The 23,763-nt window shown below is 37.5% G+C and carries 19 protein-coding genes; 6 read left to right on the plus strand and 13 right to left on the minus strand.

Annotated elements, in window-relative coordinates:
- Positions 1–324: 324 nt before the first annotated feature.
- From KME09_02545 to KME09_02560, 4 genes are all read right to left on the minus strand, one after another.
- Positions 325–1,125 (minus strand): MgtC/SapB family protein, encoded by an 801-nt coding sequence (locus tag KME09_02545; GenBank protein ID MBW4532792.1) that lies wholly within the window; start codon positions 1,123–1,125, stop codon positions 325–327.
- Positions 1,126–1,361: 236 nt separating this feature from the next.
- A complete protein-coding gene (locus KME09_02550; protein ID MBW4532793.1) occupies positions 1,362–3,107 on the minus strand; it encodes a hypothetical protein in 1,746 nt (581 codons plus the stop codon).
- A 13-nt stretch (positions 3,108–3,120) separates the two neighbouring features.
- Positions 3,121–4,065, minus strand: a complete 945-nt coding sequence (locus KME09_02555) for an ABC transporter ATP-binding protein (GenBank protein MBW4532794.1) — start codon at positions 4,063–4,065, stop codon at positions 3,121–3,123.
- A gap of 46 nt (positions 4,066–4,111) precedes the next feature.
- Complete coding sequence (locus tag KME09_02560) at positions 4,112–4,594, minus strand: ureidoglycolate lyase (GenBank protein MBW4532795.1); 483 nt, start codon at positions 4,592–4,594, stop codon at positions 4,112–4,114.
- A gap of 211 nt (positions 4,595–4,805) precedes the next feature.
- Between KME09_02560 and KME09_02565 the strand changes: the two genes are divergently transcribed.
- Positions 4,806–5,597: a phytanoyl-CoA dioxygenase family protein gene (locus KME09_02565; protein MBW4532796.1), complete on the plus strand. Its 792-nt coding sequence runs from the start codon at positions 4,806–4,808 to the stop codon at positions 5,595–5,597.
- A gap of 163 nt (positions 5,598–5,760) precedes the next feature.
- Positions 5,761–6,945 (plus strand): DegT/DnrJ/EryC1/StrS family aminotransferase, encoded by a 1,185-nt coding sequence (locus KME09_02570; protein ID MBW4532797.1) that lies wholly within the window; start codon positions 5,761–5,763, stop codon positions 6,943–6,945.
- A gap of 77 nt (positions 6,946–7,022) precedes the next feature.
- Here KME09_02570 and KME09_02575 read toward each other — a convergent pair whose 3' ends face one another.
- From KME09_02575 to KME09_02610, 8 genes are read right to left on the minus strand one after another with little or no spacing between them, the layout of a single operon-like run.
- Complete coding sequence (locus KME09_02575) at positions 7,023–8,276, minus strand: lipopolysaccharide biosynthesis protein (GenBank protein MBW4532798.1); 1,254 nt, start codon at positions 8,274–8,276, stop codon at positions 7,023–7,025.
- Positions 8,276–9,193: a glycosyltransferase gene (locus KME09_02580; GenBank protein ID MBW4532799.1), complete on the minus strand. Its 918-nt coding sequence runs from the start codon at positions 9,191–9,193 to the stop codon at positions 8,276–8,278. Before KME09_02580 ends, KME09_02575 begins: the two co-directional genes overlap by 1 nt.
- A 52-nt stretch (positions 9,194–9,245) precedes the next feature.
- Positions 9,246–10,064 (minus strand): hypothetical protein, encoded by an 819-nt coding sequence (locus KME09_02585; protein ID MBW4532800.1) that lies wholly within the window; start codon positions 10,062–10,064, stop codon positions 9,246–9,248.
- A gap of 20 nt (positions 10,065–10,084) precedes the next feature.
- A complete protein-coding gene (locus KME09_02590) occupies positions 10,085–11,044 on the minus strand; it encodes a glycosyltransferase family 2 protein (protein MBW4532801.1) in 960 nt (319 codons plus the stop codon).
- 9 nt (positions 11,045–11,053) lie between these two features.
- On the minus strand, positions 11,054–12,268 hold the full coding sequence (locus tag KME09_02595; protein MBW4532802.1) for a glycosyltransferase family 4 protein: 1,215 nt from the start codon (positions 12,266–12,268) through the stop codon (positions 11,054–11,056).
- A 24-nt stretch (positions 12,269–12,292) separates the two neighbouring features.
- Positions 12,293–13,270, minus strand: a complete 978-nt coding sequence (locus tag KME09_02600) for a glycosyltransferase family 2 protein (protein MBW4532803.1) — start codon at positions 13,268–13,270, stop codon at positions 12,293–12,295.
- 33 nt (positions 13,271–13,303) lie between these two features.
- Positions 13,304–14,605, minus strand: a complete 1,302-nt coding sequence (locus KME09_02605; protein MBW4532804.1) for an O-antigen ligase domain-containing protein — start codon at positions 14,603–14,605, stop codon at positions 13,304–13,306.
- Positions 14,602–16,560 (minus strand): response regulator, encoded by a 1,959-nt coding sequence (locus KME09_02610; GenBank protein ID MBW4532805.1) that lies wholly within the window; start codon positions 16,558–16,560, stop codon positions 14,602–14,604. Before KME09_02610 ends, KME09_02605 begins: the two co-directional genes overlap by 4 nt.
- A 627-nt stretch (positions 16,561–17,187) precedes the next feature.
- Here KME09_02610 and KME09_02615 point away from each other — a divergent pair.
- The 3 genes from KME09_02615 (at position 17,188) to KME09_02625 (ending at position 20,463) form a co-directional block, all read left to right on the plus strand.
- The gene (locus KME09_02615) at positions 17,188–18,435 is read left to right on the plus strand and encodes a glycosyltransferase family 4 protein (protein ID MBW4532806.1); all 1,248 of its coding nucleotides are present in this window, start codon (positions 17,188–17,190) and stop codon (positions 18,433–18,435) included.
- A 47-nt stretch (positions 18,436–18,482) separates the two neighbouring features.
- The gene (locus KME09_02620; protein ID MBW4532807.1) at positions 18,483–19,685 is read left to right on the plus strand and encodes a glycosyltransferase family 4 protein; all 1,203 of its coding nucleotides are present in this window, start codon (positions 18,483–18,485) and stop codon (positions 19,683–19,685) included.
- 79 nt (positions 19,686–19,764) lie between these two features.
- The gene (locus tag KME09_02625; protein ID MBW4532808.1) at positions 19,765–20,463 is read left to right on the plus strand and encodes a sugar transferase; all 699 of its coding nucleotides are present in this window, start codon (positions 19,765–19,767) and stop codon (positions 20,461–20,463) included.
- Between the two features lie 340 nt (positions 20,464–20,803).
- Here the strand turns inward: KME09_02625 and ltrA are convergent, their stop codons facing one another.
- Entirely contained in the window at positions 20,804–22,627 is a 1,824-nt protein-coding gene (ltrA, locus tag KME09_02630; protein ID MBW4532809.1) for a group II intron reverse transcriptase/maturase, read from the minus strand.
- 747 nt (positions 22,628–23,374) lie between these two features.
- Between ltrA and KME09_02635 the strand changes: the two genes are divergently transcribed.
- On the plus strand, positions 23,375–23,716 hold the full coding sequence (locus KME09_02635; protein ID MBW4532810.1) for a hypothetical protein: 342 nt from the start codon (positions 23,375–23,377) through the stop codon (positions 23,714–23,716).
- The last annotated feature ends 47 nt before the right edge of the window (positions 23,717–23,763 follow it).

Genomic DNA, 23,763 nt, shown 5'->3' on the forward strand with positions numbered 1-23,763 from the left:
AATTTACCCCTAAATGTACTTAAGAAACAACCGCAATTTCCCCTAAAGCAATTTTTATTAAGTTTATTTTGTTTTTGTAATTTTACGTAGATACTATTTCTATTGAAAGATTAATGATCGAGCTTGATTTACCTAATTTTCTCGATTTTAATAAGTTGTTAGTACCTACTTAAAATTACTGAGCTAATTTTAAAATTGTAATAAATTATAAAATAAATCATAAGTTTATTAAGATCGAGAGCATAATGCTCAAAATAAAAGCTCAATATAAGCGTCATAATAGCACAATAGCTTTAAACAGTCGAGAATTTCTTAACTTAAAATTTATATTGATAATAATTCCCAAATAACTGAATTAACTTTAGCTTCAGTTTTCAGCAGTCTAATAATTTCTTGAGAGTCAGATAAACCTAACTCATTACCTTGAGTTGTAAAATTAAATTTAATTTCAACTTCTACTTCCCCTGATTGAGTTTTATTGAGGGCATTTTTGCTTTGTATTCCAATTAAAGTTAAATTGTGTTTTCGGGCAAATTGGCCAATTATCTCAAAAACTTCGGCTTCAGTTGCCGACAAGCAAATTAGGTAACAGCAATATTCATAATTATGCTGATTATTGTGCTTAAGGGCTAAATCAGCTTTATTTATCGTCACTTCTCCATTGATCAGTTTTACGTTATCTGGAGACAAAGATTGAGGATTGTTATTTCGCTGCTGTTTAAAAACTTCTTCTAATGGTTTTGAGAGTAAATTAGCGCCGATTATTGCAACAGTAGATAAATATGCCGGCACTAAAAAACCCGAACCTACCAAAGCGCCTATTGCCGCAGCACACCAGATAGTTGCTGCGGTATTAAGTCCTTTGACAGTTCCTCCATCGCGCAAAATCACGCCACCACCTAAAAAACCAACTCCAGACACTATTTGGGCTGCAATTCTGGTAGGGCTGGCATCACCAGGAGTCATAATCGAGAGCATGGTAAACATTGCCGAACCCAAAGTTACCAGCACATTTGTTTTTAATACAGCTCTTTTTTTAAGCCACTGTCTTTCAATTCCAATACCTACCGCCAAGAAAAATCCTATCAGCAGACGAAATGCAAAGGTCGTCCAAGTTAAAGTCATATTGAGATGCTACGAATGATTTCTAATCTGAGATTATCTATGGACTAAGCTGGTAAGCAATTCAAATCAGAGTCATTGGTTGAAGTTGATCTAGCTGACATAGACCAATCGATCAAAGCATATGTGGTTTAAGAGAAGATTAAAATTGAAAAATAATCAAAAATTAAAATAAAAGCGATCGCCTTTTAGAAAAGCGATCGCTCTAGATCTGATCGAATAAGAGTATTCACTAACAATTAATCACTCAAGGCATTAACTCGACTCATGAGGATTTTGGTTGATGATGCTCCTGCTTGCTTTAATTTACGAGTCATCTGTAAACCTATTACCGAAATAGCTAACCATTGCCCCAAAATAGCCAAGGTTATACCCCCGAAAGAAACATATTTTGTAGCAGCAAGAGGAACAAAGCTCAATAGCCAAACTTGAGGAATTGTTGTGATTGTCAGCTGGGCAATTCCTAAACATACTGGCGGTAAGATGATCATTGATACCACGGTAACTATTGACCAGACGGCTCTTTTACGGGTTTTGATGGTTAGGAGAAATTGAGCAATGACAGCATAAAGTAAAATATTTGTCGCGCTCAGAACCAATCCCCAAAAAACATACTGATGGCTTTGAGGCAGCAGCAGAAAAATTGAAGGGGAAATAAAGGTAATGGCGATCGCTAAATTAATTGCCATGGCAATTGTTGAAGGGCTGTTTTCCCCCAGCACTAGTTCTTTCCAGAGGGAATTACCTTGATTTTGATGACGATACCTCGCCCAATCGTATAAAGTTTGACGGTGAGGACTTAAGGCAAAAATTAATCCCAACCCAAACAAGCTTAAACAAACCTGGAGGAAAATAAAGTTGTTACTGATGAGATAGGTATCGTCAGACAGATCGCCAGTCAGATTAGAAGCCTCGGTTTGAAGTGTAAAACCCAGAGATATCAGGGCAAACCAAGCAGTCAGCCAATAACTATGAACTTTACTGAGGATAGTCTTCTCAGGATTATGAAAGCGACGTTTTAAGACTGCCCAACACCAATATGTCCACAAACTAAAGTTCGCCAAAATCAAGCCGATCCCCACAGCAGTCTTTGTCCATAAAGCTTGTCCATAAAATGATAATTCTGCTAAATTGTCCGTAGACAGGAAATTGATGGTGCCGAAGCGCAAATGACTAGCATCGATTAAATAGGTTAAAACTATGCCTGGATGAAACATTAAAGTCCAGGCTAAAAAATGGTCTAATCTCACGTCTTCGCCAAACAGTATTGCGGTTGAGAACATGAGCAAAAATCCGAGTAAACCACTAGCAAACCAGGGTTTGAAGCCAGATAAGCCAAAATCAAGTAAACTCCACAGCAACCCCAGGCAATAAAAAAAAGCACAGCTAGCCACGACTGTCAGATCGAAAGCCAGAATTAAAGTTAAGGGAATGTGTGACTGTAATCCTGCCACTAGATGTAAAGGTAATAATAGAGCGATCGCCGTATAAACTAAGATTGGTACACCCAAAATTTTGCCGAGTAAAACACTGCCAGCCGATTGAGGGGTGAGACGAATAAAGTTAAGCGTGCCTCTTGATTCTTCCTGAACCGTGTCTGCAATCAGTAAATAAGTACCAACTACCAGTAAAGCGAAAATACTAGTAATACTGAGAATAATAAATAAATCTAGCCACCATAGCTGCCAATTAATGACCCAATTGCCAGCCTCATTTTGAGCATAACAAACTTGATTGCTATACTCCTGATAGACTATAGCCATGCCATAGCGACCACATTGAGTCCATTCTAGTTTCAGATCTGGCAGTTGCCCTAAGAGAAAAACAACTGCCATGAACTGAGCGATTACAGCGATCGCCGCAGCCATTACTACATTTCTGGTTTTGAGCTTGCCTTGAATCTCGCGAAACAACTGTGGATTACTGTCTAAAAGCTTTGACCAGAGAAAACTTGGGGTGCTAAACAGTCTGATGTTTTGTTTCATAATCTTGGTTTATCTAAGAAGTCTGTTGATGTCCTAGTTTGAGAAAGATCGACTCGAGATCTTCTTGGCTTTGATGAAATTCGGTTAGGGGAATATCCGCCAGGACAAGCGATCGCAATAGTTCTGCACAGTCTGATTCTCCTCCCTTAAAATCAATCTTAAGACGATTATCCGCGATCATCTCCCAAGTATTGATTAAAGGATTTTGATTCAGTTTCTGTTGCAATATCTCCATCTTACCCAAAGTAGCTAGAGTAATTTGTTGACGAGATAACCTTTGATATAGTTCGGCTAAAGAAGTACTTTCGACTAAAAAGCCCAACTCCATTATCCCCACTGAAGTACAGAGTTCGGCTAAATCACTCAAAACATGGGACGAAATCAGAATAGTCATTCCCGCTTCCTGTAAAACTTTGATAATCTGCCGAAACTGCTGTCTGGCGATGGGGTCTAAACCAGAAACGGGTTCATCTAAAAGCAACAAGATTGGTTCGTGAATAATCGTTCTAGCCAGACTTAAACGCTGCTTCATACCTCGTGAGAGAGTGGAAATAATACTTTGACGCTTATTTTCCAACTGGACTAATTCCAATACCTCGTAAATACGAAGATCGCGTTTTGGCTGTTTTAATAAATATAGTCGAGCAAAATAATCTAGATAATCCCAAACGGTTAGATCGTCGTAGAGAGGGAAATCGTCGGGAAGGTAACCAATACGCTGCTTTAAGACAGGGTTAGAATCATCCCGCAAGAGGCGATCGCCATGGAGATAAATTTCGCCTTTGGTGGGTTCTTCTGCCGTTGCCAGCATTCTCATTAACGTTGTCTTGCCTGCACCATTAGGCCCAATTAAACCATATACCTCGCCAGCTTTAATTTGTAGATCGATTTCGTTAACTGCAATATAACCTTCAAATCTTTTAGTCAAACCGTAGGTGGCGATCGCTAATTCTTTCATCTGTTAGGGCTTATTAGCTTTGTTCGAGTTTGTTAGCTATTGTCTGTTAAGTATCAATGATTTCAAACTCGATGTTTTGTCTGGTGGCAAAATCATAGGTGAAGTGATCGACTATGTTGGTATCACTCAATTCTAAATTATAAAAGTTTATTGCTTCATGATCAAAATATGGGCCCGCGTGCCAGGTGCCTACCTCTAGCTTAATAAAACAATCTCCTGAAATATGAAACGCCTTTAAAAGATTAAGATCTGGCTCAGCTGCATCTGATGGCGGACATACTGCCATAAACCAATCTTTGCCGTTTAACGAACCTAAACACTGGGTACAGCTATGATGGCGAGTGATTTGAGCAAAAGTTCTTCCTCTGCGCTTTAAATGCATAATATAAAAGCGAGGAATGCCGTTTTGTAGCTTTAAGACTGCGTCATTTTGATCGAAAACCTTGCCATCAGGATCGGGAGTAATCAACTCACCATAGGGTTTAAAGTTAGATTTACTAATAGCGATCGCGGCAAGCTGTTTAATCATAAATAATGATATTTAGGTGTTAGAAAGCAGCAAAAGTAAAATATTTGATAAATTTATCAATTGTAATAAGTTTTATCCTATTATAAATAATGTCATTATTTGTAATAATTAAATTTAACTTAAGTATAGTTAATTAGTTAGCTTGTAAGCAAAAAATTTTTGAGAGACCATATTTAGTAAAACTCAAAATTTTAAACAATATTTTATATCTATGAATGAAAAAGAAATAAAAACAGCATTTAACCAAGACGGTTTTTTTGTCTGTAAAGGTCTTTTTTCTGCTGAAGAAATGCAGATTTTACTCCAAGATATCAAAGATGCTCAAAGAAGATATCAAAATGATGATCTAACTAAAGGCTCAATGACTTTTAAAAGTAGTGTTTTTTTTCAGAGCCAGAAAATTCAGCAATTTATTAGTCAACAAAAAATTATCGACCTTCTAAAAATTATAATTGGCCCAGATATCTGGGTTCGCTGGGATCAAGCTGTGGCCAAAGGGCCAGGTTCAGCTACTTTTCCTTGGCATCAGGACAATAACTATAGTAAATTAAAAGACCCTCACTATCAATTATGGATTGCTTTAACCGAATCAAACGCCAATAACGGCGGGCTGCTTCTTCAGCCAGGTTCACACAAGCAGATTTACTCCTATCAATACCAGGGATATGAAGTTGTTTCTGATGAAGTACCTCAAAACCCTGTCTTAGTGACGGCGGAACCTGGAGATGTAGTAATTTTTTCCTCTTTTACACTCCACAGCACAACTCCTAACATTACTCAGGATCATCGATGGGCGTATGTAGTCGAATATATGTCTATCGAGCATTACGATCCTTATATCAAGCCGCCTTATTTTCTAGTTGCTCAAAATGGCAAATCTCATCCTGAGTTTGTTAATTCCTATCGCGGAAGCAATAATTTGAGATCGCGTTGGAAATATTATCTTGCCGATTTTCAAAACCCTCAGAAAATAATAACTAAACTAATAAATCGCCAGAAATAAATTTTTAAAACTAAAGCTTAAATAATTAAATAATTTAGTTATTTAGGCTAAATATTTTTAAATAAGTATAAATTATTACTTTTTGTAGTTTAAGTTAAATTAATATTATAAAATACAATTTGTATTGTATTTTATTTGTAGAATTTTTGTTAGCTCAAGATATATGATATCTATCACTCCAGGTAAATCTCCAATTCGCTCTCAAGAAAACTTTTTAGTTTTTGGTTCCCCTGCTATTGAAATGTCAGAAATTCAAGAAGTTGTTGCTAGTATGACATCTGGCTGGCTGGGTACAGGCCCAAAAGTAGCAAGATTTGAACAAGATTTTCAAAATTATAAAAAAGCAGATTATGCCGTTGCGGTTAATTCTTGTACAGCAGCCATACATTTGAGTATTTTAGCTGCGGGAATAAAACCTGGAGATGAAATTATTACTACTCCTTTAACATTCTGCGCCACCGTCAATGCTATTCTCCATGCTGGAGGTACGCCTGTATTAGCTGATGTCGATCCACTCACCATGAACATCGACTCTCAACAGGTGGCAGCTAAAATAACTGAGCGAACAAAAGTAATACTTCCTGTCCATTTTGCTGGTCGACCTTGCGACATGGACGCTCTGTGTTCTTTAGTTAGAGATCACAATCTTAAAATGATTGAAGACTGCGCTCATGCTATTGAGACTGAATATAAAGGCCACAAAGTGGGAACGTTTGGTGATTTTGGTTCTTTTAGTTTTTATGTGACTAAAAACATTACCACAGGGGAAGGCGGAATGATTTTAGCTCGCGAAAAATCTGCTGCTGCTCGGATCAAAACATTAGCATTACATGGCATGAGCAAAGATGCCTGGAAGCGATTTGGCGATGATGGCTACAAACACTATTATGTAGAAGAGTGTGGCTACAAATACAATATGATGGATCTTCAAGCCGCGATTGGAATTCATCAGCTAGCTAGAGTAGAAAAATATTGGCACAGACGAGAAGCAATTTGGCAACGATATATTCAAGCTTTCAGTGATTTGCCTCTATGTTTGCCCGCAACTCCAGCAGAAAATACTAAGCATGGTTACCATTTGTTCACTATTCTTGTTGATGAAGCAAAAACAGGAATTAGCCGCGACAACTTTCTCGATGCAATGACCGCAGAAAATATTGGTTTGGGAGTACATTACTTGAGTATTCCTGAACATCCTTATTATCAAACAACCTTTGGTTGGAAACCAGAAGATTATCCAAATGCAATGCGTATAGGAAGGCAAACGGTGAGCTTACCACTGTCACCTAAGTTGACAGATCAAGATGTAGAGGATGTTATCTTGGCGGTAAAACAAATATTAGGGTAAATAAAGCATCTATAAAACTTGTGACAGATCAGGCAATATACAAAGTTAATCTAGATAATTTTATTATTAATTAATATTTAAACTTTTTTAGTAAATGTCATTTGGCTAGAATAAATACTAAAAATTAAAGAAAATAAAAGATTAATTGCCAGTACAGTAATCGCAACGGTTAATATTCCTTGTTGCACAGAAATAAAAATTGCCAGAGCAAAAATAATTGTATAAATTAAGTCAAAATAAAGGGATATGTGAGTTTGATCAATAGAATTTAATAATAAAGAACCTGCATGCTTAAAAGTCATGGGTATAACAGAAAGACAAATTAAAATTAAAATGGGAATGGCTTTAACCCATTTTTCACCAAAGATGATTGGTACATAGAACGGCGATAAAGCTGATTGAAGAATAACAATTGGAATCACAGTTAAGGAAATAGTCTTTAAGCTTTTAAAATAACGTTCCTTCAAGTCTTGGCCATCACCTCTGGCATTACAAAGATGAGGAAATAAAGCTGTCATCAAAGAATTAACAATATTATTGGTAATTCCTGAACCTGCATTAAAAGCAAAATAATATAATCCTAGTTGTTCTACTCCCAGAAATTTACCGACTATTAAATAATCTAAATTAAGGCGTAATTTGGTTAATAATTCAACTCCAATTAAATTTTTACCGTAATTAACTATCATTCGCCAATTTTCTAAACTAAAAGATTTTGGCGGTCGCCACTTATGATTTTTCCAGCTAAAAATAAACCAGACTGGAACTACCATTAGCATTGGTATGACAATAGACCAAATTTTCATGCCTACAAGGGCGAAAATAATGGTAAAAATATTAATGACAATTGACTGACTTGCTGTACACATAGCAATTACTTTTAATCTATTTTCTCGCTCAATTAAGGCACAGTTAGTTAGAAAGAAAGGATAAGCCAAATACATAATTGCTATGACACAAATAGGCAAAATTAGCTGATTGTTATCATAAAATTGAGCTATAGGCCAAGCTGCCAGACTTTGAACCAAAAAAAGAGCAATACATACTATCCAATTAAGCCAGTAAGAAGTATTAGCAATAGTGGCAACTTGCTCTTCTTCTGCTTGTATAACTTTAGCTCCAATACCACCTTTGAAGATAAATACAGTTACTAAATCAAAAATAGTATAAATTACAGCCATCAACCCATAGTCTTGAGGACTAAATACACGAGCTAAAGTAACTGTTGTACCTAATCTAAAAACTCGATTGACTAGTTCTGATGCACCTAACCAGCCAACATTACGTAAAAATCGATTTGATAGCGAATTTTTTAGCTTGTTAATTAGCATTAGTAATTTTTAATTGATAGTAATTTTTTCCAGCAAAATTTAATTAAAGTTCTTTGAGTATTTTTATTAAATAAAGTGAACGGATAAAAACGAATTGCTATCCATAAATTTCGTCCTACTTGATTTATACTTTTGACATCTTTTCTTTGTTTCAAATATAATTCAGCAGAATACAAATATAAATTTTTTAAACTTTTGTTGCGATAAGATTGCAATTCTGTGGGTGCTATTTGATATGCTCTTTCTAGTACGGCACAGTTTTCTTGCATCAAAGCTTCAATATTAGAAGACATACTGTTTAAACGTTGACGATACAAAATTTGGTATTGAGGTACGACCGCAAAAGACCATTTAAAGGCTAATTTGAGATAAAAATCCCAATCTGAGGCTACAGGAAAGTCGGTGGGAAAGCCATGAATTGATTTTATTGCCTCTCGACGAACTAAGATGTTCGAGCCGTTTGATAAGAAGTTGGTTTGCAATAGTTCTCCATAAACATTTCCCTCCCAAACAGGACGAGTGCCTAAAAACAAAATTTTGCCTTGCTCGTCTATAGGGTTAGTCCAACTATAGGCAACTCCTGCTTTAGGATAATCTTTTAAAGCTTTTAGCTGCAATTCTAACTTATTTGGAGTCCAGAGATCGTCGGCATCTAATAGAGATATAAACTCTCCTTGAGCAAGCTCAATTCCTCTATTACGAGCAACTGCGACTCCTGCGTTTTCGTAGCAGAAAATTTTCAGACGAGGTTCTAATTTGACAAGACTTTTAACCAATTCGATCGTACCATCTTGAGAACCGTCATCAATGACAATTATCTCAAAATCAGTAAAAGTTTGCTTTTGTACTGATTCAATTGTTTCTTTAATAGTAAGTTCGGAATTGTATGCAGGGATAATAACAGAAATTATCGGCATAATATATGGAAAAAATCTAAAAAGTAATTGATGTTTTTCGCACAACTCACTCTTAATCAGAACTCATGACTTCATCACACAACGGGGGCGGATTTCGACGAATTTCAGAGGAGGATAGCGTAATTAAATTGAAATTTCGCCAATTAGTCGTAACATACTTCAATTTACCAACGCCTATACCGCCATTTGTAGTCCAGTTATCCCACTTAGCATTCATGCTTAGCCAGTAATCCCCACCCATACCAAGTAAATAACGAGCTTTTGATCTATCGTCTGGTTGTTGAGGATTGCCAGTTATAAGACGTGCTTGCACAGTGGTAAAAATAGCAACTATATCCTTGCGATTGATTGACACTCGATGATTTGGAGGCCAGAAATGGAAGTTATATCCCTGACCTGTTTTGACCGAGACGCTACCATCCTGTTCATAACGGATGTCCGCAGGTTTATTCACATCACCTGCAAAATCTTCTCTATATGCAGCACCCTCAACCTTTTTTGAGCTTTGCAAAAGATGCCATTTGCCATCTCGTTTGCTGAGCATATATGCTTTAATATTTTTAATTTGTACTCGGCTGTTAGTGGCAGGATTCCCTGTGGAATCTTCATACAGCTGTCCCCATGCGGTCATAGCTTTAAAGCCTTGTGTGTTCATTTCAGTATCTACCAGAGGACTAGATGCCCAGTCATAATCTGTTGGAACACCACGTGGCATTCCCTCGTGGGGAGGAGTCATATCGTAAATGAGCGTTGAGATGCAGTTGCTCGCTTGTGCTGGATAATTAGTTTTGTAGCTATAGCAGCATAATAATAATATGACCGAGATTGAGAAAAATACAGGAAACTTTTTTATACGTATAATTTTTTTCATTTTATGGTGAAAACAACTATTTAAACTATAGAGACTAAATAACGTCGCAAAGCGCGAAATCCATAATGCAATTTGTGATAAGCATTAATACCAAACCGATTCATTAACCAAACTGTTAAGTTGAGACGCAAATATTCTTTAGAAAACTTCAGTTGAGGATAATAAGTAACTGCTTGTTGGAGATAATTAGATGCGATCGCATAATTGGGCTGATAACTTTGTAGTGATTGACTGGCTAAATGAAGATAAGCAAAACCATAACTTTTTCCTTTAAGAGGAATTAATTTCGATGAAACAGAAGCAAAGGTTCTTTCTATTACTACTGCTTGTCCTTCAGCCAATGCTTGCAAATTTTTAGAGGCACTCGTATGACACTCTCGATAAGAACAGAGAGTTTCTGGTATGACTCGAACAGAATAGGAAGCTGCAATTCTCAACCACATATCCCAATCTTCGCCATAGGCTTGCAAACTTGCATCGAACATCCCCACTTTTTCAAAACAGGAACGGCGAATCATGGCATTACTAGGAGCAATTACATTTTTCTCCGTAAGTTTTTCCCAAATGTCACCTTGTAAATTGATTTTAAAAGGTTTTCCAAGAGATTTGCCGTTTTGATCGATACGCTCTACCCAAGTATAAACTAGTCCCACTTCAGAATTTTGCTCCAAAACCTCTACTTGCTTAGCAAGCTTAGTAGCATCCCATAGATCATCAGCATCTAGATAGGCAATATATTGTCCTTGGGCATGATTTAAGCCTGTATTTCGCGCTCCTGCCAGACCTCGATTTTCCTGAGAAATCAATTTGACTCTAGGATCTGTTAGTTGTGATGCCCACTCGCACAGGTTATCGGTGCTACCATCATTAACAATAATCACCTCAAAATCTGGATAAGTTTGTGCCAAAATGCTATCGAGACTTTCAGGCAAATACTTCATAGCATTGTATGCAGGAATGATCGCGGAAACTTTAGTCATAATTTATTTTTATTTAGATTGTGTTTGGCTATTTATTAAATGTTGATAAGCAGTCATACTGCGTTGAGCATAGGCTGACCAACTCAAAGCTTCAGAGTCGAAATTTAAAGCAGCTTCTTGTTTTTGCTTGAGAATTTCAAGATTAGTTGCGAGTAGTCGTAAGATAGACGCGATCGCCTGATACTCTTTTGGTGGTACAAGATAACCACTAGGATATTCGGCAATTTGGTCGCCTAAATCAATTGGGTTTGTACTTTGCATTCTCAACAGGTCTTCTGCTCCTGTATTACTAGTACTGATAATCGGCAAACCACAGGCTAAAGCTTGTGCTAGTACCATACCAAAACCATCTTCTAAACTAGACATCACAAAGACGCTACTGTTGCGATAATATTGAGCCAATTCCGTTTCGGAAACATGACCAGGACATTTGACTCGCTCGTCTGCATCTTTTAACAAGTAGGGAGTTTCTGGCATTGCCTTTCCTAGTAATACCAATTCGCTGTTAGGAAGATTTGCCTGAATAAAAGCCCTAACTAGGTAATGAATTCCCTTGCGTACTCCTAGCGAGCCGGCGTAAACTGCCCGAAACACATCATCTTCTTTTGCTCCTGGCGAAAAAGTCTCTAAACTTGTTGCCAAAGGATTGTGAATTAGTTGTGTCTTATTAAAACCCTGCTGCAAAAAAGTTCGTTTGGCAAACAGGCTCGGAACAGCAATGCGGTCTGCTAACTGATATTCTTGTAACTCTTGAGCAACAATTTCAGGATAAACTTCACTTGATACGAATTTTAATCCTAATTGCTTATATTCTTCTTCCAAAATTTGAGATTGTACTGTAATATGAGCCGAACTACGCTCCAAAATTACAGGAATACCATTTTGTTTTGCCCAATTAATGGTCGGTTCAGCCATAGAAGACCAGACATGAATCAAAGTACTTCCCTCTAGATAAAGTACTGCTGCCTGAGCGAACCAACGATAGCTTTGGGGGAGAAATTTCTTCATCACCTTTTCACCGCCAATTTTGGGGATAGCTCGGTTAAGTATTAGTGTTAAAGGCAAACTCACCACCTTGTCATCAGGGACTCCCCATTGACGGGTTTTAAATTTCGGATAGTTGGTGATCACGCGGTGTAACCAACCGGCTTGATACAATTCTCTGGCTAAATCAATCGCGTGCCAGCGACCGCCGACTACAATAGTAACTTTAGGATTTGTCATTGCTAACTTTAAGAGGGCGAAATTTTATCGAGAAACTGAAAATACGTTACGAGTACCTCGACGTAAAGCATAGAAAAAAGATAAGAATCGTTGGTAACCATTAGCACCAAACCAACTCATTAAAGCTATCGCTATACTTAAACGAAAATATTCTTTAGAAAAGAACAACCAAGGATCATGTCTGAGGGCTTGTGAACGGAAGTAACTAGCTTGCTGGTAATCTTTTGTCTGACATTGCAAAGCTTTCCATCCCACGACTAAATTAGCAGTGCCATAGCTTTTGTTTCTTAAGAACAAATCTTCCCAAGCAGCAGTGGCAAAAGCTTTTTCAATGACTAATTGATAGCCTTTAGCCATTGCTTGCCAGTTCCTAGAGCCACTGTTAGGGACTTGTCGATAGTAAACTAGAGATTCTTTGACTACTTTAAACTGATAGTAATTGGCAATTCTGAGCCATATGTCCCAGTCTTCCACAAAAGAACCTAAATTACAGTCAAATACTCCACATTTTTCAAAACACTCTCGGCGAACCATTGGCACACTGCCACATTCAATTAAATTACCTTTAGTCAGTTCTTGCCACACGTCTCCTTCTTGCTGATGATTTACTACTCGACCAGTACTATTTCCTTGCTCATTGATATAAGTAACCCAGGTATAAACCAACCCTACTTCAGGATGACTATCTAAGACTTCTACTTGTTTGGCTAGTTTCGTAGACTCCCACAGATCGTCTGCATCGAGAAAAGCCAGATATTCTCCTTGAGATTCGCTAATTCCAGTGTTTCGCGCTGCTGTAGCCCCCAGATTAGCTTGAGAAATTAATTTGACTTGGCGATCGCTAACTTCCTGAGTTATCCATTCTTCGATCTTGTCAGTACTGCCATCGTTAATCACCACTACCTCAAAATCTGTATATGTTTGTTTGAGAACATTCGCTATCGTCTCTGGCAAATAAGCCATTGCATTATAGGCTGGGATAACAACTGAAACTTTAGGCATTAATAACTCCTTAAATATTAATTTTTAGATTAATTAATTTAATGTGCTAAACCGATTACTAGACAAAGGAAGCCAAGAAAAACTTTCTTGAAAGGCAATTCCTAAAATGACTAAACCTGGCCAATAAAGATGAGCGAGACTTTCAAGATTTTCTCCTGAAGTAAAAATGAGCAAAACCAAAATAATCTTTAAGCCCACTTGGGCTATTTGAGACTTTTGGGCTTTGACAACTAGCTTTACTAAACTCCAAACTAAAGGTATTGCTAAACCCAAACAACCCACTAATCCATGATTGTAAAGTACACTAAACCAAGTGTGATGAGTTCCAATTGCTATATTTGCTGTTATTGTTGGTCCGCCATCGCCAACTGTGCCATGTCCCCAGATCAAAGCTTCATTCTTCCAACGATAGAGGGCGATTTTTGCTAAGGCAGCTCGGACTTCAGAAGAACCAGCTCTACTGCTGGTAAACTTATCTTGAGCAGCTTGCATCACATTAATAATTGTTGGTGCTAAAAAACCGCTGCCAAAAGCAACTAATCCAGTCAGCAACTGAATTAAAGGACGAGATATATTCGCTAACAACCAACTTAAAAACCAAGCTATGGGCAAACAAACAATTGCCAGCCTGGAAGCAGAACCCACTATCATGGCAACGGCGCCGCTCATCCCTAGCAATCTCCATTTGCGGTCTGGTTCTTGAAGCGCCAGAAAAAAATAGATATTGGCAACTAAACCCAAGGCAGGAGGCCACGGAGCAAATAATTGCAAACGAAATTCAGTACCGTTATCCATCATGCTGCCAAAAACATATACTTGATAAAAATTTTCACTCCCGCCAAAAACATGAAGGGGAGAATTGAAAGCTAGATCGGGAATTCTTACAAGACTGGCTATCATGACCATGACTAGACCTTGAACACAAAAAATACAAATAGCTCGATAAATTAGCTGAGGGCGAATTTTAAGACTGCCGACAAGCATAAACAAAGGAAAAAGCAGCCAGGTTCTGAAGCATCGATTAACTGAAGAGTTGATCATTTTGGCTAAACCTAGATCAAAATCGAAATGTCCGACAATTAGAGCTATTTGAATCATCACCATCCCGATAACCCACAACCATACAGTAAAAGGGATCGTTATTTTGTCTTCTGGAAGAGTTGCTGTCGTCTGATTCCACCATTGCCAAAAAAGATATAGAACTAGAAAATATCCAAGCAAAGGCGCGAGTAAGTATTGTCCTCCTAAATAATAGATCAAGTATGTTCCAATTATGTAATACCAAATCAGTTTTTCTGGCAGGTTTTGAGGCGCGATGGTCGCGATAGTTTTCATTTTTTGAGAATCTCTTGAACAATATTGCGGGAATTAGATAAAGATTTATGGTTGTTGTGGTTAGAGTTGTTCTCCCAAAACAAAGGAGCATAAAATCGGCGATCGCGCCACCAAAGCGAGCAAATGCCAGTAGTTAGCAGTAAAGAAGAAAAGAATGAACCTAAAAGTACATATTTGTAATTGGGTGAAGTTAATTCTTTGGGCAAGCTTGGCTGAGATATGAGGGACATGGGAGGGTAAGCAGCGGAGGTCTGCGATTTATTTAGATCTGCTCTGGTGGCAGTAGAAGAAAATACAGCCTCTGAGAGTTGTACGTCCCGACGCAATTTTTCTAGCTCGGAACCATATCGAGTTAGGGTTGCCAGCTTAGTTTCTAAAGAAGTAATTTGTTTGTTTAATTCCGTAGCTTGATTTTCTAATCCCTTCTCCTCGGCTTGCGAAGAAATCAATTCTTGAAATAAGTCAGCTCGCTGAGATTCAGATGAATTGTTGCTATTGGTATTAAGAGTTTTCAGGGTAGCTTGAGTAAAAGGTCTGCCTAAAAGTGACTCACCTCGCTGATAGAGTTCTGCCTCAATGTCATTTTTTTCTGCCTGTTGAGCCACAACCGATGGATAATTGTCTAAATATTTCGCTTTTAGCTTGATTAATTCTGTACTGACCTGGCTATAGTTGTTTAAATACTCTTTAAATTGAGGATCTGAATTTAGAATCAAAGCGTCAGCAGCTTCGCGGGTAGATAAACCTAAATTACTCGATAGTTCATTGGAACGAGCTGTTACCTTTTGCTTTTCGGCGGTTATTTCCGAGCTTTGTAGTCGTAATTGTTCAATGTTATTAACTAAAATATTGGGCTGTTCCCCCGAACTTAGTCGAGTTCTAGTTTGAAAATCGGCTAATTTCTTTCGCGCTGCCTCTAATTTTTGTCTCGTTTGTTTGAGAGTTTTTTCTAAATTTTGACTTTGATTACCGCTTTCATCTTCCCTCAATCGGTTTAAATTTTCCTCAAGAGCGCTTTGCAATGCCAATGCTTTTGCTTGAGCTATTCGTGGTGTATTGCCTTCAATCTGAAGTTGAATCAAAGTTGTGTTTTCAATAATCTGGACTTTGGGATTGCCAAATTTTTTGCTTGGCACCTTGATTTTGCTAGCTGAGGCTTTTAAAACCTCATCAGTTTCCACTAAATATTTATAGTTTTCTCGTGGATCGGCAAAATCGCTATTGAAGGGAGACCCACTTTCAGATGAGGCTTGCCCAACTTCTGGCAGATTGATGCTTGTGGATAAATTGCTACTGGGAAGAGCGATCGCCCACTTACTGGTGTAAGTTGGTTTTTTAAATTGTAAATAGGCTATACTACCACCCCAAATTATTAAATTACACAGTAGCCAAATTTTAAGATAAAAGTTCTTTCCTCTAGGCTTATTTCGGGGCTGATCTTGATAATGGCTAAGATCGGGTTTAACTAAATTTACTAAAGAAGAATATTCTAAATTGTGACCATTCTCTTTTTTTGGCTGAATTTCTAAAGTCTGAGATTGTGGAATTGATTTGACAATTTTGTTGATTAGCCCAGGGGCAAATTGCGAGTAACCAAGATTGACAAAGGATATCGCTTTGATCAATTCTTCTTTTGGAGTATTTTTCAATAAATATCCAGTTGCCCCTGCTTGTAGAGAACGAGAAACATATTTGTCGTCGTTATACATACTTAAAATAATGACCTTGACCTCGATAAACTTTTGGCAAATTATCGAAGTTGTTTGAATCCCATCAAGTCCAGGCATTTCCAGATCGATTAGTACTACATCGGGCTTTAATATTTCTACTTGCTCTATAGCACTATGACCATCACTAGCGGTACCAACAATCTTAAAGTTTTCTACTGGCTCTAGCCAAGCTCGAATAGATTCTCTAACAGTTTTTTGATCATCTACTAGTAAAATTCGAATCATAATTCATAATTATTTTATCTGTATATAATCTCATTTTGAGCGATATTTATTCGAGGCAATTACTAAAAAATCTAAGCAGCAAATTTTATTTTAAGTACAAAAAACCATAGTTTAATTCATAATTTTTTCTCACCTAATAACATACATTTTAAGCATACTTTTGTGAACTACCGTATTAACGTAGCGCACGTGACCAGTGTAAACTAGACATTTAAGGCCTTGTTACTCAATCTTACCAAGATAAACTGCGCTCAACTGCTTTACAGCAAAAATAATTTTGCTAGAGATGAAAAATAGCATTAGTATAAACAGACCATCTGTAACGAGTAATACTATTAATAATAATCGACTTATTTTATAGTACTGTGAACAGATAACTTTTTATCATCCTTAAAAAAACAAAATTAACTTTTAAAAAGTAAAAAATTTATCAAATTTTTTCTTGTAAATTAAATCTAATATGTGCTAATTTGCTAGATATTAACATCTAAGTGTAAATACTTAGTAAAGTCAATTTAATTTCTAGATATATTTTGAAGCATCAAATCTGAGGCTGCTTGCAAAGTCTTAACCAAAATGTTTCGAGATGTTTATAGATTACACATAAGCTTGGATCCCCAGCTGAATATGAAGAACAATCCCACACTCACAATTTTTTATCAATTCGATCCTTGGAGTAGTAGTATTGGCGGTATTCAGACTTTTATTTGCTCCTTTTTGAAATATGCTCCAGCAGAGTTTGAAGTGAGGCTAGTTGGTACTGGAGGCAAGAACTCAGATATTGGGCAATGGTCTGAAAAGGATTTTGCAGGTAGATCTATAAAATTTATGCCTGTAGTTCGTGTCGAGAACGATGATGTCCGACATCTGGTTCCTACAACCCTAAAATACACATATGCGTTATCAAAGCATGACTTTAGCTCTGATTTTATGCATTTTAATCGGATAGAGACGGCATTGGCTAGTCGCAAATGGCGGGGAGAAAAAATTCTTTTTGTCCACAACGATATTCAGAAGCAGATGAATTCTACTGATGGTAACAATGCTATCCTCTGGCAAAAGTTTCCCGCCCTGTATTTCGCTTTGGAAAGCTATTTGATGAGACGGTTTGACCATATTTATTCTTGTCATACAGATACAGCAGAGTTTTATCAGCAAAAATATCCAGACTTAGCTCAATCGATTAGCTATCTGGAAAATACAGTAGATGAAGAAGTCTTTTATCCTCTGGATTCTGAAGTTGACAAGCAAGTTCAAAGTCGCAACTTGGCTAGGGAAATGGGACTAGTAGACAATACCCGCTTCCTACTTTTTGCAGGTCGTTTACATCCTCAGAAAGATCCGCTGCTACTAATCGAAGCGTTTGCTAGTTTAAATGAGCCTGACACTCATCTCTTGATAGCAGGTGCAGGAGAGTTGGAAACAGAGATTCGCTTTAGGATAGCTGATGCTGGTTTAGGCAAAAAAATAACTTTGCTTGGCGCAGTGCCTCAAGCAAAACTTGCTAGTCTGCACAGAGTTAGTAGTGTTTTTGTTCTTTCCAGTGTTTATGAAGGTTTACCTTTAACGGTACTAGAAGCACTTTCTAGTGGAACGCCAGTGGTGACAACAAATTCAGGAGAGACACCGAATTTTTTGACTGCTGATAGTGGCATTGTTTGTGATGAAAGAACGCCAAAAGCGATCGCCGATGCTTTAAGACAAGTGCTGCAAAACCCAGAACAGTATTTATCCGCAGCTTGTGTACGGACAGCTAAACCATATAGTGCCAAGACAGTTGTGGGAAAAGTCTACCAAGATATGCTCAAGCGTTGGGAGTTAAACAACTCGGTTGGGATGGACGCTAATCAACATCTTTCTTTAGTCAGTTCATAGCTGAGTAATTTTCAAAAAGTCAACATACAACTTACTGATTTAAATACATGAAAATCGCCGTCATCGGGGTCAAAGGACTTCCTGCTAAACAAGGTGGGATAGAACATTATTGTCAGGCACTATACCCTAAAATAGTTGAACGTGGACATACTGTTGATTTATATGCTCGTGCTAGCTACATTAAGCAGTCTTGGCTTTCTACTTATCAGCATCAAGGAGTTAGAGTAATTTGTTTACCTTCTCTACCGATCAGAGGATTAGATGCTTTTACTAGTTCTGGTCTAGCAGCTTTAGTATGTGCATTTCGCGGTTATGATGTCGTTCATTTTCATGCTTTGGGCCCATCTTTATTTAGTTTTATCCCGCGACTTTTATCTTCAGCAAAGATAGTTGCTACCTGTCAGGGATTAGATTGGCAAAGAGGAAAGTGGGGAAAATCTTCTAGTAGTGTCATTCGCTTGGGTGAGAAAATGGCAGCTAAATATGCTCACAATATCATAGTAGTTTCCAGAGCATTACAAGATTATTTTAAACAAACCTACGATCTAGATTCTGTTTACATACCAAATGCTCCAGGCATATATGCAAAGTCCAATCCAGATTTTGAGTTTGTTAAATCACGTGATTTAAAGCCCAGCAAATACTTTTTATTTTTGGGTCGACTAGTACCAGAAAAAAGACCTGATTTACTTTTACAAGCCTTTAGGCAATTAAATCAATCAGACTGGAAACTTGTTTTAGCAGGTGGAGACAGTGATACAACAGAGTACATTTCAGAACTAGTTGATTTAGCTAAGGATAACCCAAATATAATTTTTGCAGGAGAACTAAGGGGTAGTCGTTTAGCAGAAATGGTTCGGGGTGCAGGAGTCTTTGTACTACCATCTGATTTAGAAGGATTACCTTTAGCAATGTTAGAGGCAATGAGAGAGAGAGTTCCCGTAGTAGCCAGTGACATTCCCCCACACAAACAATTAATCGGCAGCGATCGCGGAACTTTATTTAAAGCTGGAAGTCTTATTTCCTGTGTTACTGCTCTCAAAAAAGCGATAAATCAGCCAAAACAGTTGGCCTCAATGGCACAAAAAGCGCAAAAATATATCCAGCACAATTATACCTGGGAAAAAATTACTGCTGATAATCTTTCGGTATATTCTCAAGAATTTGAGATTGGGCAAGTGGAAAACTCAACTAATGATTCCCCTGCAGAATACTCCGAAACAAAAGTTGCTCAATCTTTAAAAAGTTAAACACTATCTCTAAAAATCAGAGAAGTACTGTTAATTAAGGTATTCCGACAGATTATTGAGCCGACAATACTTAGGAAAAATGTTTAATCATCTCAAAAAAGGTCGATTTGATTTGAGTATCAAAAAGGTTATTCAATTTATGATTCCTCAAGATGACGTTCGATCTGCTAAAGTCATGACTTTTTTACTCAAGCGTACTTTTGATATTTTCTGGTCTGGTCTAATTTTGTTGATTGTCGCCATACCGATGATTATTGTGATGATACTAATCAAAATAGATTCACCTGGATCGGCTTTTTTTAGTCAGACTAGAATTGGCTTAAGAGGCAAGCCGTTTAAATTACTAAAATTACGCACTATGGTAGCAAATGCTGCCAAGATTCAACTATCGTTAGAAAACGATAATGAAATAGAAGGGGGAGTGTTATTCAAAATTAAGCAAGATCCACGCATAACCAGAATTGGTAAATTTCTCCGACGCTATAGTATTGATGAAATACCTCAATTAATCAACGTTCTTAAAGGTGAAATGAGTTTAGTAGGGCCACGACCTTTAACCCTGAGAGATTCGGCTAAATTACCAGAAAAGCAATTTGTCCGTACAGAAGTTTTACCTGGCATCACTGGTTTTTGGCAAGTTTCTGGTCGCTCGGAAACTAGTTCAGAACATTTAGGTGAGTGTGATTGCTTTTATGTAAAAAAATGGTCTTTGTCTCTTGATTTTTTAATTTTACTTAAAACTGTCGCGGTAGTTATTAGTGGTGAAGGTGCATATTAAATTAATTATTCGATATTAGCGATAGACAATTAGGGTGATCGGCTAGGAGGTAGGAGTAGTGGGTAGTAGGTAGTGTAGTTAGTAAAAAAACGTCTTTACATTGTCTAGTATTGCTGTCTATTAGTTACGGATCATGACTTTAAATAAATAGCAGATTAACTCTCTTAAGATCAGGCTATCTTAAAATAGCAATTGTACTTATCGCTGATTTAAGTTGAAATTAAAGTCAGTAGATGGGTCGCCCCATCTACTGCTCTACAAAACGGTACGTGAACCTTTCAATTCATACCGCTCCTCAATAAAACAGCTGTTGTCATCAGTACGTCTCAGGCTTACGTGATTAACATTCCTTCACCCCAATACCATCCTTCAATGAGGATAGATGTTTTGAAGGTTGTCTTTCGTTTGAGCCGTCTATTTTTGACTTTTTATCATGGCAATGTCGATGTAGCAATTGAAGATTGTTGTAATAATCCGTTCCACCCTTCGATTTTGGGATTATATGGTCTTTTTCAATTACATCTTCGTTTAGGAATGTTAAACCGCACCAATTACATTTTCCTTTTTGGATTTTAAGTAATTTGGCTTTGCTTAGTGGCATGAGTGGGTTTCTTCCCATGCGAGAACTCCAATAAACTAGATTTCCGTCAAATGGGCTAGCTTCACCCTTGACAATTATGTGACGGGTAATCTTCGTATCCTTGTGAAAACGAAGCCTATCGTTAATTATTCCGTCTTTTGTCGTGGCGAATATCCAGTCTTTATTACTAAATATGTTCTCTTTATTGTTGTAAATAGACTCGCTTTGGAAATATTTGCTTTTAAGCCATTTCTTTCCTTTGTTTCTATGTCTCTTTACAGCCCATTTCCAGAGTTTAAATATAGTCAATGCGTCTAATTTCTCAAACGTTATACTACTCACGACTTTTGAATAATAGTTGCACCACCCCCTAATTATGGGGTTGAGTATTCCTATTAGTCTTTCTTGCTTAAGTGATTTACCAGAATTGATAATATCTGCAAGTTTTTCGTAATGTGTTTTTATACTCTTTTTGCTGGGTTTAATAAGAGTTTTAAATCCTAGCAATTTACCATTTGGATTTTTTCCACTTAGATACTTACCGACTTTGTACTGTCGAACGTTAAATCCGAGAAAATCAAAACCAGCTTTTTCTTTACCTACATTATGTAGGGTGTGAGTTAACCTAGTTTTGCTAGGCTTTAGTTCTAGTCCTATGTCTTTTAACCATTCAGAGATAATTTCTCTGCAACTTTGAACAACAGAATGGTCTTCGTGAAGGATTACGAAGTCATCCGCATAGCGAATTAGGGATAAAGAAGATCTTTTGTCCCTTTTACCTACTTGTTTTCCCCGATAATCTTTTATATCTAGAGTTTCGGCATATTTCTTTATGCGCTCTTCCATTCCATGTAAGGCAATATTAGCTAAAAGTGGGCTAATAACTCCACCTTGCGGTGTACCTTCAGTTGTTTCAGAAAATTTGAAGTCCTGCCATATTCCAGCTTTTAGCCAAGCTCGTATTTGTCTACGTAAGGAAGGGTAGGTATTTAGTTTTTGTAACAATTTCTGATGGTCGATTTTATCAAAGCATTGGCTAATATCCGCATCTAAAACAAATTTTGATTTTTGCTTGATTGCGAGAAAAATTGCTCTGATAGCATCTTGACATGACCGTCCAGGTCTGAAACCATATGAGTTTGGTTCAAACTTTGCCTCCCATTCTGGTTCTAATGCCATTTTTGTGAGGCATTGCACTGCTCGGTCGTACATTATAGGTATTCCCAAAGGTCTTTTCTCGTCCTTCCCTGGTTTGGGTATGAGTACCCTCCTTACAGGAGACGCTTTGGTTCTCAAGGTGATTTTATCAACCAGTTTAAATCGGTCTTTTGGGGATAGGTTTTTAACCCCGTCCACACCTGCCGTTTTGGAACCTTGGTTATCTTGTGTTACCTTTCGTACCGAGATGAGTTTTGCACATCTGGATTTTAGTAGTAGTTTTTGGAGTCGTCTAACATTCTTGACATCACCACGTTTTGACGCTTGATAGATACGCTTTTGAAGCTTGTACAGTACCTTCTCGAATTTCTTCCAGGGGAGGTCTGCCCATTCATACTCTTGCTGAATATATTCAACGTTGTCCATGACTTTTGTACTTTTACTTGAGTCTCTATCTTCTGTTTTACCGTGAGTCTGTCTGCATATACCCTATATTACATAGGGTCATTGGCTTCTGACTCTATCTTTATCAATCATTCCCTAGTCCATGGACTAGATGTTACATCTTGGTTGATTACTCAAGCTTTCGACCTTTTACTTGAGAAGAATGATTGATTTATTTCGTTCCACATACCATTGGTTTGCTCTTTTAGGTGGGAATCTATTTGCCCGTTATAGGTAACGCAAAGCTCTCATCATAAACAGGAGCTTACCTGTTAAAAAACGCATATAGCGGTTCTTTATGCCTTTTTAGGACTCCCAGCGCATTAAGCCTTTTCGCTGGTTTCCCATTAGGACAATTCAGTCGATTCCTTAGACCTTGTTCACCTTGAGAGCTTGCAGACGTTAAACCACATTAGGCTAGTAGTTTAAATCCGTCGTCCCCCTGCTTTACAGATTGATGACCAGTCGCTACCGTAAGGGTTTTGCTTTCATTTTGCGTCTAAATGGTTGGGCTTGTATAATTTAAGTAAAAGAATAAGATATTCTTATTACCCCTACTGTCTTTGCTGGATTAGCTCGGCAGGGTTAACTCACCAACATGGTTATGTAGTTGTCACTTCTAAGAGGATTAAAGTGCTACCTCAACCCAATATGGGTTACTCTTAGAATTGCTCTCAATCCTCCATATTGATATTCACCAATATAGTTTCTGAGAAACGAATCGCACTTATGTTTGGAAAGTCGCCCCGTGAACCTCAAAAGCCTACTATGTCTGATTTAAAAGACATTAAACTGTCACCGCCTACTACAGTTAATTTAACTTCTCCTCAAGATACTTTGTTGCAGACGGAAGAAATTACCGAAGACAAAGAACTTGTTTCCACAGTAGAAAAAATTAGTCGGATTGTCTCACCTTACTTTATTGCGATCGTTGGTTTGGCTCTTTATGAAAATAATTTTCTGATTGGTACAATCTTAATCGTCGTTGGGATACTTTCCTTGCTTAAAGTTTCTACTAATGATGTGGGAAACTTTTTAGAATGGCTGAAAAATTTTTTAGGTTTGAAATAATTGGTTATGAGGTGACCATGATCTCAAGCCAATGTTGTTTTGTTAAG

Origin of the sequence: Pleurocapsa minor HA4230-MV1 (genome assembly GCA_019359095.1) — a bacterium.
GTDB lineage: Bacteria > Cyanobacteriota > Cyanobacteriia > Cyanobacteriales > Xenococcaceae > Waterburya > Waterburya minor.